At 62.5% G+C, this 14,316-nt stretch carries 12 protein-coding genes and 1 pseudogene; 9 read left to right on the top strand and 4 right to left on the bottom strand.

The genetic code is table 11. The annotated features are described in order from the left end of the window. Positions 1-23: 23 nt before the first annotated feature. The gene (locus tag DyAD56_RS12620; protein ID WP_102303113.1) at positions 24-995 is read right to left on the bottom strand and encodes a hypothetical protein; all 972 of its coding nucleotides are present in this window, start codon (positions 993-995) and stop codon (positions 24-26) included. 224 nt (positions 996-1,219) lie between these two features. On the opposite strand from DyAD56_RS12620, the gene DyAD56_RS12615 reads away from it, so the two are divergent. After that, a complete protein-coding gene (locus DyAD56_RS12615; RefSeq protein ID WP_102303112.1) occupies positions 1,220-2,269 on the top strand; it encodes a TraB/GumN family protein in 1,050 nt (349 codons plus the stop codon). A 38-nt stretch (positions 2,270-2,307) separates the two neighbouring features. Here the strand turns inward: DyAD56_RS12615 and DyAD56_RS12610 are convergent, their stop codons facing one another. Next, entirely contained in the window at positions 2,308-3,252 is a 945-nt protein-coding gene (locus DyAD56_RS12610) for an aldo/keto reductase (protein WP_102303111.1), read from the bottom strand. A 175-nt stretch (positions 3,253-3,427) separates the two neighbouring features. Between DyAD56_RS12610 and DyAD56_RS12605 the strand changes: the two genes are divergently transcribed. Further along, on the top strand, positions 3,428-5,590 hold the full coding sequence (locus DyAD56_RS12605; RefSeq protein ID WP_233202405.1) for a glycoside hydrolase family 3 C-terminal domain-containing protein: 2,163 nt from the start codon (positions 3,428-3,430) through the stop codon (positions 5,588-5,590). A 35-nt stretch (positions 5,591-5,625) separates the two neighbouring features. Here DyAD56_RS12605 and DyAD56_RS12600 read toward each other — a convergent pair whose 3' ends face one another. After that, positions 5,626-5,817 carry a hypothetical protein gene (locus DyAD56_RS12600; RefSeq protein ID WP_102303109.1) on the bottom strand — a complete coding sequence of 64 codons (192 nt, stop codon included), beginning with the start codon at positions 5,815-5,817 and terminating at the stop codon, positions 5,626-5,628. Positions 5,818-5,922: 105 nt separating this feature from the next. Here DyAD56_RS12600 and DyAD56_RS12595 point away from each other — a divergent pair, with 105 nt between their 5' ends. The 4 genes from DyAD56_RS12595 (at position 5,923) to DyAD56_RS12580 (ending at position 9,240) form a co-directional block, all read left to right on the top strand. Next, positions 5,923-6,840, top strand: a complete 918-nt coding sequence (locus DyAD56_RS12595; RefSeq protein WP_102303108.1) for a LysR substrate-binding domain-containing protein — start codon at positions 5,923-5,925, stop codon at positions 6,838-6,840. A gap of 206 nt (positions 6,841-7,046) precedes the next feature. Then, positions 7,047-7,943, top strand: coding sequence for a class I SAM-dependent methyltransferase (locus tag DyAD56_RS12590; protein ID WP_102303107.1), 897 nt, complete (start codon positions 7,047-7,049; stop codon positions 7,941-7,943). Between the two features lie 45 nt (positions 7,944-7,988). Continuing rightward, positions 7,989-8,522 (top strand): pseudouridine synthase, encoded by a 534-nt coding sequence (locus DyAD56_RS12585; RefSeq protein ID WP_102303106.1) that lies wholly within the window; start codon positions 7,989-7,991, stop codon positions 8,520-8,522. A gap of 145 nt (positions 8,523-8,667) precedes the next feature. Continuing rightward, on the top strand, positions 8,668-9,240 hold the full coding sequence (locus DyAD56_RS12580; protein WP_102303105.1) for an OmpA family protein: 573 nt from the start codon (positions 8,668-8,670) through the stop codon (positions 9,238-9,240). A gap of 49 nt (positions 9,241-9,289) precedes the next feature. Here the strand turns inward: DyAD56_RS12580 and DyAD56_RS12575 are convergent, their stop codons facing one another. Continuing rightward, on the bottom strand, positions 9,290-10,084 hold the full coding sequence (locus DyAD56_RS12575; protein ID WP_102303104.1) for a TatD family hydrolase: 795 nt from the start codon (positions 10,082-10,084) through the stop codon (positions 9,290-9,292). 391 nt (positions 10,085-10,475) lie between these two features. Here DyAD56_RS12575 and DyAD56_RS12570 point away from each other — a divergent pair. From DyAD56_RS12570 to gspF, 3 genes and pseudogenes are all read left to right on the top strand, one after another. Beyond that, positions 10,476-10,658: pseudogene (locus DyAD56_RS12570) on the top strand (IS3 family transposase); the annotation flags it as partial. A 642-nt stretch (positions 10,659-11,300) separates the two neighbouring features. Then, on the top strand, positions 11,301-13,034 hold the full coding sequence (gene gspE, locus DyAD56_RS12565) for a type II secretion system ATPase GspE (RefSeq protein WP_233202402.1): 1,734 nt from the start codon (positions 11,301-11,303) through the stop codon (positions 13,032-13,034). Between the two features lie 30 nt (positions 13,035-13,064). Beyond that, on the top strand, positions 13,065-14,282 hold the full coding sequence (gene gspF / locus DyAD56_RS12560) for a type II secretion system inner membrane protein GspF (protein WP_102303102.1): 1,218 nt from the start codon (positions 13,065-13,067) through the stop codon (positions 14,280-14,282). Positions 14,283-14,316 lie beyond the last annotated feature (34 nt).

Below are 14,316 nucleotides of genomic sequence, written 5' to 3'. Positions count from 1 at the left end.
GTCAGGCAGGCAGCCTGAATTGCTCAGTGTTGATGACAGGCCATGCACGAGTAGCTGCTTGACAGCATCATCGGCGTGGCTGGCTTTTGACCTGGCGTGAGTGCCGCATTGAATGCTGCGACATTGGCCTGCGCATCGTGGATGCGCTGCTCCAGCACGTCGCGGTACGGCCAGCTCGCATAGTCCGGCGAGCGCTTGGCCAGGGCGTACACCTTTTGCGCGGTCTGCCAGTCGCCGGATTTGGTGAGCATGTCGCCCATGTTGAGCAGAAAACCTTCTTCGTTGTGTGGGGCAATGGATGAGTTGAGGCAGGCCCGCGCATCGCGTGAGCCGGTGCTCGCCTTGAACATGACGTTGGAGAGTTGATCCAGGTTGGCGCCGTGATGGTCGAGCGTGGTGTGTGCGCACACCTCCAGGTTCTGCCACTGCTGGTCCAGCGCGCGCTTGAAGCCGTCGCTGTCAGCCGGTTGGTTGCTTGCCACATAACCCGCGGTGAAGAGATTGAAGGCCGGCCAGTCTTTGACGGCTTGCTGCATGATCACCGTACCTTGCTCGCGCAGTGCGGCATCGCGATCGATCTGCGCCTCGGCCAGCATCGCGCTGGCCAGGAACCCTCGAAAGCGGGCGTCATCCGGCGCCAAGTCCACAGCCTTTTGGAAATACTTGCGCGCCAGCACGGCATCATCGGTGATGCTGGCCGGCGTTCGATCGAGCCGGCTGCGCTCCGACAGCCGCCACATGTGCAGCCAGCCCACGTGGGCGGCGGTGACCGCATCGTTGGGGTTGCGCAGGTAAGCGGCAGTGCTTGCTTCCAGGCTGGCCTGGATCTTCGCGTAGTCGCCGCTCTGGAAGGTCTCCCAGACCAGTCCATCGGCCTGCAGTGCCGCGGGCTGGCGTGCCGGCGAGGCATCGGCATGCGCATGGCTGGCAAACAGGCCCCCGGCGGCCAGGAAGAGGGTGGCGACAATCAAGGCGTTTCGCGCGGTAGTCTTCATAGTCGGTCATCCATGGCTGGGTCGGTAGGCCATAGACTGAACGTGACGCAACCCCTGCTGCAGGGTCGGTTATCAACTTTTGGCTCTGACAGCTGTCACTTTCTGAGGCAGGGCGCCCCAGGCAGCTTAAGGGGCGCATGAATGCCGATCTGGCCACCCCGGGTTGGTGTTATGACCCTGTCGGATAATTCATTTCTCGAACATTCCCGTTACTGGAGCTACGCATGCGTGCACCGCTGTTAGCCGCTGCACTTGTTCTCGCGGCAAGCGCACCTGTTTTCGCACAGACGTCTGGTGCACCCGCACCCGCGTCGACGTCCGCAGCCGTCAATCTGGATGCGGTCACCGTCAGTGGCGTGCAACCCGGGCCAGGACTGTGGAGGGTGAGCAAGGGCGACCACGTGATGTGGGTGCTCGGTACGCTTTCGCCGCTGCCCGACAAGATCCAGTGGAAGACCGACGAAATCGAGCAGACCATTGCCGGTTCGCAGGAGGTGCTGGGCCCGCCCTCGATCCAGCTCAAGCCCAAGACCAATTTCTTCGGCAAGCTGTTCTTGCTGCCCTCGCTGGTGGGCGCGCGCAAGAATCCCGACGGCCAGACGCTGCAGCAGATGGTGCCAACTGCCGACTACGCGCGCTGGCTGGTGTTGAAGAAGCAATACATCGGCAACGACAGCGGTATCGAGAACTGGCGGCCGATCTTCGCCGCGGTGGAGCTGTACGACAAGGCGATCAAGCGCTACGGCCTGACCTCGTCCGGTGGCGTGAAGGACACCGTGCGTAATCTAGCCAAGAAGCACAACATCAACTTCAACACCGTGCGTTACACCATGCTGGTGGAAGAGCCGCGCAGTGCGGTGAAGACCTTCAAGTCCTCGCCGATGGACGATCGCGAGTGCTTTGGCCGCACGCTCGACACCGTGGAGCGCGATATGGGGCACATCACCGAGCGCGCAAATGCCTGGGCGACCGGCGACATCGATTTGCTGCGCAGCCTGCCGATGAACGACCAGCGCGAAGCCTGCCTGTCGGCGGTGACCGAAGCCGGTTTTGCCAAGCAGTTGGGTTTCAGCGACGTGCGACAGAAGGCGGAGGCGATGTGGGTTGCCGAGGCGGACAAGGCGCTCAATACCAACACGCAGACCTTCGCTATGTTGCCGATGGAAGACGTGCTGTCGCCGAAGGGATTGATCGCTCGCCTGAAGGCGCAGGGCTATCAAGTGGAGGCGCCGGATGGCAGCGACGCCGAGGGTCAGGCCACAACGCAACCGTAAAGATGCGCCCCGTTTGTTGGGGCGCACCTTATGGGTGATTACGCGCTTGCCTGGTCCAGCGCTGCAATCTCTTCCTTGCTCAATTGCAACTCCACACCCTTCAGTAGCTCCTTGAGCTGCGGAACGCTCGTGGCGCTCGCGATCGGTGCCGTGACACTGGGACGTGCAATCAGCCACGCCAGCGCGACCTGAGCGGGCGTAGCGCCGTGGGCCGCAGCGACCTTATCCAGTGCAGCAAGCACGCCAAGGCCATGCGGGTTGAGGTACTTCTGCACCGCGCCGCCGCGCGCGGCGCTCTTGGCAAAGTCGGCTTCGCTGCGGTACTTGCCGCTGAGGAAGCCGCTGGCGAGCGCGTAGTAGTTGATTACGCTCACGTTCTCCGCGACGACCAGCGGTTCCAGTTCCTTTTCGTAACCCTTGCGGCTGACCAGGTTGTATTCCGGCTGTAGCGTCTCGTAACGAGGCAGGTGGTATTCGGCGGAAATCTTCAGTGCTTCGGCAAAGCGGTCGGCGACGTAGTTGGAGGCGCCGATCACACGCACCTTGCCCTGTTCGATCAGCTTGCCGAATGTGCCGAGTGTTTCGTGCAAGGGCACCGTCGCATCGTCTTCATGTGATTGGTAAAGGTCGATGTAGTCGGTTTGCAGGCGCTTGAGCGAGCCTTCCACCGCCTGGTTGATATTCATGGGCGACAGGCCGGGATGTTCGGCCCACTTCGCCACTTTGGTGGCGATCACCACCTTGTCGCGTTTGCCGCTGCGCTTGAGCCACTTGCCGATGATCGTTTCCGATTCGCCACCGCGGTTGCCCGGCACCCAGGCCGAATAAACGTCCGCGGTGTCGATCAGGTTGAAGCCCGCGTCGACGAAGGCGTCGAGCAGTTCGAACGAGCGTTGCTCGTCTGCACTCCAGCCAAAGACGTTGCCGCCGAAGGCGAGTGGCGCGACGGAAAGCGAGGATCGACCCAGGGGGCGCAGTTGCATGGATGTGCTCCGCATTCAATGTAGGGAATAGGGGGTTGGTGCATACTCGGGGACCTGAGCGAGTATACGCGCCGCCCATGTGAGGCCCGTGCGTAGCCGCGCCGACACTGGAGGAAGGCGGATGAAGAGCAAGGCAGCAACACTGCGGCGCGCGGTTTTGACGGGCGCCATTGTGATGGGTTTGTGCACGAGCGCCGGTATGGTTACGGCGCAGACGCTGACCCGCCCATGGAACGACACCACGCTGTCGCCCGATGCGCGCGCAAAGCTGCTGCTCGCACAGCTCACGCAGGACGAGAAGTTCCAGCTTCTCCACAGTTATTACGCTGGGCCGGATCGTCCGGCTGACAAACCGTTTCCTAAAGGGGCGATCGCTTCGGCCGGTTACATCGCGCCGATTGATCGGCTCGGTATTCCCGCGCTGGAAGAAAGCGATGCAGGTCTTGGTGTAGCCAGTTCCAGCCGCATGCGCCCCGGCGACCACGCCACACCGCTGCCTGCCGGGCCAGTGACGGCAGCAAGCTGGGATCCGAAGGTTGCCTATCGTGGCGGCGCCATGATCGGCAGCGAAGCGCACAGCAAGGGTTTCAACGTGCTGCTTGCCGGCGGCATCAACCTCACGCGCGAGCCGCGAAACGGGCGCAACTTCGAGTATGCGGGCGAAGATCCCCTGCTTGCCGGCACCCTCGTCGGCGAAGCCATCAAGGGCATCCAGGACCAGCACGTCATCTCCACCATCAAGCATTTCGCGTTGAATAATCAGGAGACGGGTCGCAACACTATCAACGTGCAGATCGGCGAGCAGGCGATGCGGGAGTCAGACCTGCTTGCATTCGAGCTGGCCATTGAACATGGCAAGCCCGGTTCGGTGATGTGCTCGTACAACAAGGTCAACGGCGACTGGGCCTGCGAGAACGACTACCTGATGAATCAGGTGCTCAAGCGCGACTGGAAGTATCCCGGTTTTGTGATGTCCGACTGGGGCGGTGCACACAGTGCGGCGAAAGCAGTGAACGCCGGCCTCGACCAGGAGTCGGCCGGCGAGGTGTTCGACAAGGAACTGTACTTCGACGCGCCGCTGCGCGCGGCGCTGGCCAAGGGCGAGGTGAAGCAGTCGCGCATCGACGACATGGTCGAGCGCATTCTGCGCAGCATGTTCGCGGTGGGCGTGTTCCAGTATCCCGCCGGCAAGGCGCCCATCGATTCGCAGGTCAACCTGAAAGTAGCGCGCGAAACGCTGGAGTCGGGCGCCGTGCTGTTGCGTAACGAGCACGACACCTTGCCGTTGGATCTCAACAAGCTGCAGTCCATTGCCGTGATCGGCGCGCATGCCGACAAGGGTGTGCTCGCTGGCGGTGGTTCCTCGGTGGTCACTGCGATGGGCGGCAACGCTGTGCCTGGCATCGCGCCCACGACGTGGCCGGGGCCGGTGATGTATCACCCGTACGCGCCGCTCAAGGCGCTGCGTGATGCGGCGCCCAAGGCTAACGTGCAGTTCGCCGAAGGCAACGACGTGGCGGCTGCCGCTGCGCTCGCCGCGAAGTCGCAGGTTGCCGTGGTGTTCGTGCAGAAGTGGCAGACCGAATCGCTCGATTCACCGGATATGTCGCTGCCCGACAACCAGGATGCACTGGTCGACGCCGTGGCCAAGGCCAATCCGCGCACCATCGTGGTACTGGAGAACGGCGGCCCCGTGGCCATGCCGTGGCTCGATCAGGTCGGCGCGGTGCTGGAGACGTGGTATCCGGGTGGCGACGGCGGCAAGGCCATCGCGAACCTGCTTTCCGGCAAGGTGAATCCCTCGGGCCGCCTGCCGGTGAGTTGGCCGGCGGATCTCTCCCAGCTGCCGCGCAAGGATCTTCCCGCAGCGGCCGGTGGCACGCCGCCCGATGCGGTGGACTACACCATCGAAGGCGCCAACGTGGGTTATCGGTGGTATCAGTCCAAGGGCATCAAACCGCTGTTCCCGTTTGGCTACGGCCTGTCGTACACGCAGTTCACCCACGGCCCGCTAAAGGTCGACGCCAACGGCTACCAGTTGAAGGCCACGGTCGATGTCGCCAACACAGGGACGCACGCCGGTGCCGAGGTGGCGCAGGTCTATGTGCGCGTACCCGGTGCCAAGGCAGCCCGGCTTGCTGGCTATTCAAAGGTGTTCCTCAAGCCCGGTGAACACCGCACGTTGACCATTCCGCTGGAGCCGCGCCTGTTGGCCGACTTCGATGTTGCGAAGCATGGTTGGGTGGTACGAGGTGGTGAGTACAGCGTTGCCGAAGGTTCTTCCTCGGACGCCGTCGGCACCGCCGTCAATGTGCAGCTCACCACCGGAAAGCTCTAACGCAAGGCGCCGGCTGTTGAGGCCGGCGCCTCCTGTCAGCCGCAACCGTCGTGGGCGAGCTTGGGCGGTGCCAGACCCTTGCGAGCCGTGGCCGTCACATTGGGCGTGCGTTCGCGCTTGCCAGTGGGGCGTGGCTTGGGTGTCGGCGTATCTGCCAGCCGACGGGCCAGTTCCGGGTCCGTAATGTGGCCATGCAAGAACAGCAGGTTGGTGAAGAGCGAGCTCATGACATCCTCCCGTCGTGCCATTGTTTGAGCGTTTGCTCAAGTTAGAGCCATCGCGGATGGCGAAAAAGCGATATATTCGCAAGCCAGCCTTGAGGGATATTCAAGATGGCGCGCGTCTCGCTGGATCTTCTCCAACAGTTTGTCCAGGTGGCCCGGCTCGGCAACCTGTCGCGCGCTGCCGAACAGGCCAACCTCACGGTGAGCGCGCTCAGCCATCAGGTGCGGCAGTTGGAGCAGCGGCTGGAGCGCAAGTTGTTCGAGCGCGGCCCGCGCGGCGTGCAGCTCACCGTTGAAGGGCGCCGCTTGCTGGAGGCGGTGGGGCACCACTTCGATGGCATCGATCGCGCCATGGCGGGCTTTCGTTGTCGCCGCGACGATGTGCTGACGTTGAGCGCCATTCCCGGCGTCATGTCCAGCTGGCTAGTGCCGCGCCTGGCGCGATTGGTGGCGGCTCACCCCGAGCTGCAACTCAACCTGCAGTCCAGCGTGGAACTGGTCAACTTCGAGCGCGAGCCCGTGGATGCCGCCGTACGCTATGGTCGCGGCCCATGGCCGGGATTGATCACCGAGCGCCTGTTCGGCGAATGGATTGCACCGGTGGCATCACCCGCCTTGCTGGAACGCATGAGCGAAGTGGACCCTAACGATCTCGGTCGTTGGCCACTGCTTGGCGATCCCGGTGACCGCTGGCGCGACTGGTTTGCGCAAAGCACCGGCGAGCTGCCGCCCCGGTACGTGGCTCACTTCGACAACACCGATGCCCTGCAGCGCGGCGCGCTGGAAGGCATGGGCGTGGCATTGGGGCGCATGGTCATGGCGCGCCCGCTGATCGAGGCTGGCCTGCTCAAGGTGCTGGGCAACCGCTATCAGCAGATCCCCGAAGCGTATTTCCTGGTGTACCCCGAGCATGCGAAGGATCACGCAGGCCTGCGCACGTTCCGCGAGTGGCTGCTGTGCGAAGCCGGCAAGTACGCCGAGGCCATGTCGTACGCCACCGGCAACAATGGCGACGATGCCTTGTAAGAGCGCCAGGCCTCATCACAGGAGCATTGACCTCTCGCAGTACGTGATCGCACTCACGTGAAAGACCGTCTCCAGCTTTTCATGCTCCACTAGACCGGATGGCAACGGTTATCCTTCGTCCATCCACCGTTTGTATACATAGTGGTCGGCAAGCTGCGCCCGTTATGCTGTGCGTGTTGTTTCGTGATTTTCGCTAGGGGTTTTCGATGAACAGCCGTGTTTTCCTGGGGCTGGCAGCCGTGCTGCTGGCGGCCTGCAGTGGTCATTCCGCGCCAGCCAGCGCGCAGGTGCAGGATCAGCCCGCCGCACTGGTGCCACCCACCAGCGCCAGTGATTTCACGGCGTCCCAGCTCGATCAGGTAGTTGCGGGTGACTGGCGTTCGCCGGACCACAAGGCACGCGACGTATATCGCCACCCCAAGGCAACACTGCAATTCTTCGGCGTTCGCCCGGATCTCACCGTTGTCGAAATCACCCCGGGTGGCGGCTGGTACACGGAAATCCTTGCGCCGCTGCTGCACGACAACGGGCACTACATTGCCGCCACCCCCAAGCCCGCCGTCGACGGTGAGGCTAGCCGTGACCTCAGCGGGTTGAAGGGGAAGTTCGCCGCCGACCCCGCGCATTACGGTAAGGCCCAGATCGAAGAATTCGATCCCAAGGCGCCTTCATTCGGTGCTCCTGCTTCCGCCGACATGGTGCTGACGTTCCGCAACGTACATAACTGGGTCGAAGCCGATACGGCACCCGCCATGTTCAAGGCGTTCTTTGCCGTGCTGCGTCCTGGTGGTGTGCTTGGTGTGGAAGAGCATCGCGCTGCCGACAACGCAAGCCTGAATGCGGTGAAGGAGAGCGGCTACTTGCCCACCAACGTGGTGATCAAGCTCGCTACCGATGCGGGTTTCCAGTTGCAGGGTTCGAGCGAGATCAATGCGAATCCCAAGGACACCAAGGACTATCCCAAGGGCGTGTGGACATTGCCGCCCACGTTAACGCTCGGCGATCAGGACCGCGCCAAGTACCTCGCCATCGGTGAATCCGATCGCATGACACTTCGCTTCGTCAAGCCGGATGCCTCTGCATCCTCGGCGCCGACGCACTAAATACATGGAGAGCGGCGGTCCGCAACGGGCTGCCGTGGATGTTGCATGCTTATTGTGCTCAACAAACCTTATGGCGTTCTCTGCCAGTTCAGTGATGCGGATGGCCGCCCCACGCTAGCTGCGTTCGTCAAGCAAAAAGACGTCTATCCGGCGGGTCGCCTCGATCACGACAGTGAAGGTCTGCTCCTGCTGACCGACGACGGTCGCCTGGCGCACAAGCTCACTGATCCTCGGCACAAAGAACCGAAGACCTACTTGGTGCAGGTGGACGACCAGATCACCGACGAGGCCATCGATGCCCTTCGTCGTGGCGTCGTGCTTAACGATGGGCTGACGCTGCCTGCGCAGGCAGAGCATGCGGCAGAGCCCGACTGGCTGTGGCCGCGTGACCCGCCCGTGCGTTTTCGCAAACTCATACCCACCAGTTGGCTACGCCTGACGTTGCGCGAAGGCCGCAATCGACAGGTGCGCCGCATGACGGCGGCCGTGGGCTTCCCCACGCTACGCCTTATTCGCGAGCGGATCGGCCCGTATGCACTGGATGGTCTCGCGCCGGGTGACGTACGCGTTGTAGGTTAACGCGTACAGCTAAATCGCTGAAATCCTAAGGCTTATTCGCACCACTCATCGGGTGGCTGTCGCTAAGGTAATTGAGCACATGGAAAGCAAGGCTTAGCCGCTTTGATATCCATGGATGTTCGTTACTAAGTCGAAGGAGCAAGACATGAAAATCATACGGATGGCCGTGCTCGCCAGCGCCATTGTTGTCGCGGCGGGTTGCGTCTCGGAGAGCAAATACAAGAACGAAGTGGCGCAGTCCAACCAATACCAGGCAGACGATGCCCAGTTGACCGCGCTCAACAAACAGCTCTCCGCCAAGCTGGGTAGCGATGACGCCACCATCAAGCAACTGAAGGGTGAGTTGAGGGTCACCGTCATCAACCAGGTTCTGTTTGCGGAGGGTGGCTACGCGCTCAACGCCAACGGCGAAAAGATCTTGGATAAGATTGCTCCCACGCTAGAGACCCTGAGCAAGCAACGTCTGGCCGTCGAGGCCTTTACCGACAACGTTCCCATTGGTGAAGCACTCAAAGCGCGCTTCCCCTCCAATGTCGAACTCTCCTCTGCCCGCGCAGACGAAGTGGTTCGTTACCTGGCGAAGAAGGGCGTACCGGATCGCATCATGTCCGCGCAGGGGTATGGCGAACGGCACCCGGTGGCGAGTAACGACACCCCGGAAGGTCGCGCCAAGAATCGCCGTGTAGAGATAGTCATCACCAACGCGCCATTGCAATAAACCGCGCTGATCTACGCAATAAGGCCCCGCTACGGCGGGGCCTTTGCTTTCAGATCGGCGACAGCCCAAAGAATGCGCGCGCAGTCGCCGTGCTGTGCGCGGCAGTCTCTTCCACAGGCTCACCACGGTCACGCGCAATTTCGTTACAGATATGCCGCAAGTACATCGGCTCATTGCGCCGGTGCGAGGGTTGCGGCTTGACGGTGCGCGGCAGCAGGTACGGCGAGTCCGTCTCGATCATCAGCCGGTTGGCTGGAATATCCTTCACCAACTCGCGCAGGTGCATGCCGCGGCGCTCGTCGCAGATCCAGCCCGTGATACCGATGTGGCAATCGAGCTCCAAGTAGTCGCGCATCGCCTCGCCCGTATCGGTAAAGCAGTGCACCACGGCCCTCGGCACCTTGTCGCGATAGCGGCGCAGCAACGCGACGAAGTCATGGTGCGCATCGCGCTGGTGCAGGAATAGAGGCTTTTGTACGTCCACCGCAATCTGAAGCTGTCGCTCGAACACGGCGAGCTGCACATCGCGTGGCGAGTAATTGCGGTTGTAGTCCAGGCCCGTTTCACCCACGGCGCGCACTTCCGGATGCATCACCAGCTCGCGCAGGAGCGTATCCGTAGCGTCGTCGTACTCAATGGCATGGTGCGGGTGAACGCCGGCGGTTGCATAGAGCAGGCCGGGGTGCGACTGGGCGAGCGCATATGCATGCGTGCTGCCATCCCGCGACGCGCCCGTCACCACGAGCTGGGCCACGCCATGATCCTTTGCACGCTGCAACACGGCATCGAAGTCGTGGTGGAACGACTCATGGGTAAGGTTCGCGCCGATGTCGATGAGTTGCATGGTGTCGCCGTGTATACAGAGAAGAATCCTATTTTTCCAGAGTTCTTCGCTTAAGCAAGTGCTAATTTTCAAGATGATACCTCCGCGCTGTTTGATGTCCTCCGATGCGAGATCGGTTGAATGCGAGGCAGTTTGTTTAAACCATGCGCGACAGTATCGGACGGCGCCTACTCAAGTAGTAGGCAAAAAGCCGCTGTTTAGATGGCTATATGGCCATTGTTGAATTCATATTCATGCGCCGATAGTCAAGCCACCTTCGTCATCTGTTCGATCACCCGCCAGTACTGGGGAGTTACGTGGGTGAGGCCGGCAACGGCGAAGGCGTCCGGTCCGTTATGGCCGTCCAATCGCTTCATTGGGGAGTAACAAGCCAATGGCATGTTTCAAGTGTGCCGAAAGCTTCTTATCGACGCTCAAGAACGAACTAACACGCGGCAAGATCTTCACCACCCATGAGGCAGCCAGGGTGGCGATCGTCGAGTACATCGAGGGCTTCTACAACTGCAAGCGGCTGCATCAAACGCTCGGCTACCGTACGCCTCTGGTTGTGGATGGCGAGGCGACGGGTGCTTAATTGCCGTGTCCGAAAAACCGGGCCATCTCAGAGTCGCCTTTTCCTATTTAGTTGGTTGATTCCAGGCCAAGCGCGCTTTTGTGAGAGGCTCTGTCGTCATCTGTCGCTGTGTTGGCCAAGAGCTCGACATGGCTGAATGCATATGACGGCTACCACGGCTCTTCGACCGGCGTACCGGTTCGCGCTTGTCGGGGTAAGCCGATGGCTTGAGCCCTTAAGCACTAACACCTGATATGCCGGGGTGATCTATCCCATCCCTGTGTCAGGGTGGTGACCTCGACTTTTCATCTTGAAAGAGCCGGCCGCGGTCAACCTAAGGAGGGCGCCTGGCTGGAGCAGGCCGAGCTTCTGATCCTCCGGGGGCTCGAATCGGGTCGGGCGGGTATGCCGTCGAACCTCTCCGCAAAATATCGCGTATGGGCCCATTCTCCCTTTTTCGGCTCTTTGGGATCGGCAAGTGACGGCCACAACGCATCTTTACCCTCGAGGTACGGAACGCTGGCGCGAGAACGCGGTCGCATATGGGTGACCAAGGTGAGAAACCGTGCTCGCGCATTCGCTGGCGGGTGTGTTAACAATGCTTCTTCGGTGCTGTTTGGGGGCGGTACCTAAGCAGTCGAACCATTGGAAACGGGGTGAAGCATGTCGGCAGTCGCCAAGCCGGCGGCCAATGTGGAGGGTGCGGCGACGGAAAGCCGCGAGGTGGCGGTTTGTGCGCTGCTGGTCTCCCGTGGGCGGCTGAAAGATACAGACCTTGCACGCGCGCGGCGCCTGCATGAAGAATCCCCCGACGGCACGCTGACGGGTTTGATGGCGCGGTTGGGCCTGGTGTCCGAGCGCGACCTGGCCGAGGCGTGGTCGGAGTTGCTGGATACGCCGCTGTTGGCGGCGCGCGACGCGCCGGACATGCCGCCGGCCGAGCTCGACGTCTCCGTGCGCTTCTTGAAGCAACAGCACGTGGTGCCGGTGCGTGTGGGTGAAGATGGCGTGGCGCTGGTCGTCTCGGACCCCGCCGACCCCTACCCACTGCAAGCGATGCAACTGGCCGCCGGCCGCCCGGTCGCGCTGCGCATCGGTTTGCGCTCGGAAATCGAGGGCCTGATCGAGCGCTACTACGGCTCGGGCCGTTCCGCCATGGGCACCATCGTGGAAAACCTCGACGGCAGCGCCGCGGTAGAAGACGACGTGGAACACCTGCGCGATCTTGCCTCCGAAGCGCCGGTGATTCGCCTGGTCAATCTGATCTTGCAGCGCGCGGTGGAGCAGCGCGCCTCCGACGTGCATATCGAGCCGTTCGAAAACCGCCTCAAAGTGCGCTACCGCATCGACGGCGTACTGCACGAAGTGGAAGCGCCGCCCTCCAGCTCCACCGCCGCGGTGATCTCGCGCGTCAAGATCATGGCCAAGCTCAACATCGCCGAGCGCCGCCTGCCGCAGGACGGCCGCATCCAGTTGCGTGTGCAAGGCAAGGAGCTGGACCTGCGCGTGTCCACCGTGCCGACCAGCTTTGGCGAATCGGTGGTGATGCGTATCCTCGACCGCGAGTCGGTGGTGTTCGACTTCGCCTCCTTGGGTTTCACCGACAACTTCCAGCAACGCTTCGTCGACGTGCTGGACCGCCCCCACGGCATTCTCTTGGTCACCGGCCCCACCGGTTCCGGTAAAACCACCACGCTGTACACCGCGCTGTCCCAGATCAACACGCCCGACGTCAAGATCATCACCGTCGAAGACCCGGTCGAATACCAGATCGAAGGCATCAACCAGATCCAGGTCAAACCGCAGATCGGGCTGGATTTTGCCGGTGCCCTGCGCTCCATCGTGCGCCAGGATCCGGACGTGATCATGATCGGCGAAATGCGCGACCTGGAAACCTGCCGCATCGCCATCCAGTCCGCGCTCACCGGTCACTTGGTGCTGTCCACCTTGCACACCAACAGCGCCGCCGGCGGCATCACCCGCCTGCTCGACATGGGCGTGGAAGATTACCTGTTGGGCTCCACCGTCAACGGCATCCTCGCGCAGCGCCTGGTGCGCCGGCTCGATCCGGAAACGGCGACACCGTATGAAGCCCTGCCCGAAGTGATCGAGCAGTTCGAGCTGCACAAATACACCGACGAGCGCCCGATCCGCCTGTGGAAACCCGGCAGCAGCGCGGCCAACCCCAGCGGCTACCGCGGTCGTCGCGCCATCATGGAATTCCTGGTGATGAGCGATCCGCTGCGCCGCATGGTGATGCAGCGTGCCGATGCCGGCGAGATCGAGCGCGTCGCGCGCAGCGAAGGCATGCGCACCATGTACGAGGATGGCATCGCCAAGGCGGTCGCGGGCGTCACCACCCTTGAGGAGGTGTTGCGTGTCACGCAAGAAAGTTGATGCGCGGATGCGCGTGGCGCAGGTGCGGCCATGAGCCAATTTCGCTACCGCGCCGTCAGCGCCACCGGCGACGTCCTGCAAGGCCAGATGGAAGCGGCCAGCGTCGAGGAAGTGGTCAGCCGCTTGCAGGACCAAGGCCACACGCCGCTCGATGCGCGCGCCGCCGACAGCGATGCCGGTGGCAGCGGCATCGCCGGCTGGTTCAAGCGCGGCCCGTTCACCGGCGACCAGCTCGCCCAGTTCACCCACCAATTGGCGACCTTGCTCGGTGCCGGCCAGCCGCTGGATCGCGCGCTGGGCATCCTGATGGACCTGCCCGAAGGCGCCAGCGCCAAACAACTGATCGAGCGCGTGCGCGACCGCGTGCGCGGCGGCACGCCCTTGTCGCAAGCACTGGACGACGAGCACAACGTCTTTCCCAAGCTCTACATCAGCCTGGTGCGCGCCGGCGAAGCCGGTGGCTCGCTAGAAGACACCCTGCGCCGCCTCGCCGACTACCTGGAGCGCTCCCAGCAACTGCGCGGCAGCATCATCAACGCACTGATCTATCCCGCCTTCCTGATGGTCGGCGTACTCGGCTCGCTGTTGCTGCTGCTGGCCTACGTGGTGCCGCAGTTCGTGCCGATCTTCGAAGACATGCAGGTGCCGATCCCGTTGATCACCCAGATCGTGTTGGCGGTGGGTGGCACCTTGCAGACCTGGTGGTGGGCCATCGCGCTGCTGATCGTGATGGGCGTCGCTATCGCTCGTGCGCGCCTGCGTGATCCCGCCGCGCTGCTGGCCTGGCACGGCCGCCTGTTGACCATGCGCTTGGTCGGCCCGCTGCTATTGAAAGTGCAGACCGCACGCATCGCGCGCACGCTCGGCACCTTGCTCAAGAACGGCGTGCCCTTGCTCACCTCGCTCAGCATCGCGCGTCAGGTCACCGCTAATAAAGCCTTGGACCACGCATTGGCGCAGGCCTCCGAGCAGGTGAAGGAAGGCGCCGGGCTGTCCTTCGCGCTGGCCCAATCCCAGCGCTTCCCGCGGCTGGCCTTGCAGATGGTGCAGGTGGGCGAAGAAGCCGGCCAGCTCGACACCATGCTGCTCAAGGTGGCCGACACCTTCGAGCTGGAAAGCCGCCGTGCCATCGACCGCCTGCTGGCGGCGCTGGTGCCCGCGCTCACCATCGTGATGACGGTGCTGGTGGCGATCATCATGGCCGCGATCCTGCTGCCCATGCTCGACCTCACCAGCCACATTCAGTAGTTCCCTTGTAGAGCCCCCTTCGAACGACGACGAG

The sequence above is a fragment of the Dyella sp. AD56 genome, assembly GCF_002878475.1.
Taxonomy (GTDB): Bacteria; Pseudomonadota; Gammaproteobacteria; order Xanthomonadales; family Rhodanobacteraceae; genus Dyella.
The sequence above is the reverse complement of the archived record's forward strand: the minus strand, read 5'-3'. Positions and strand labels throughout refer to the sequence as shown.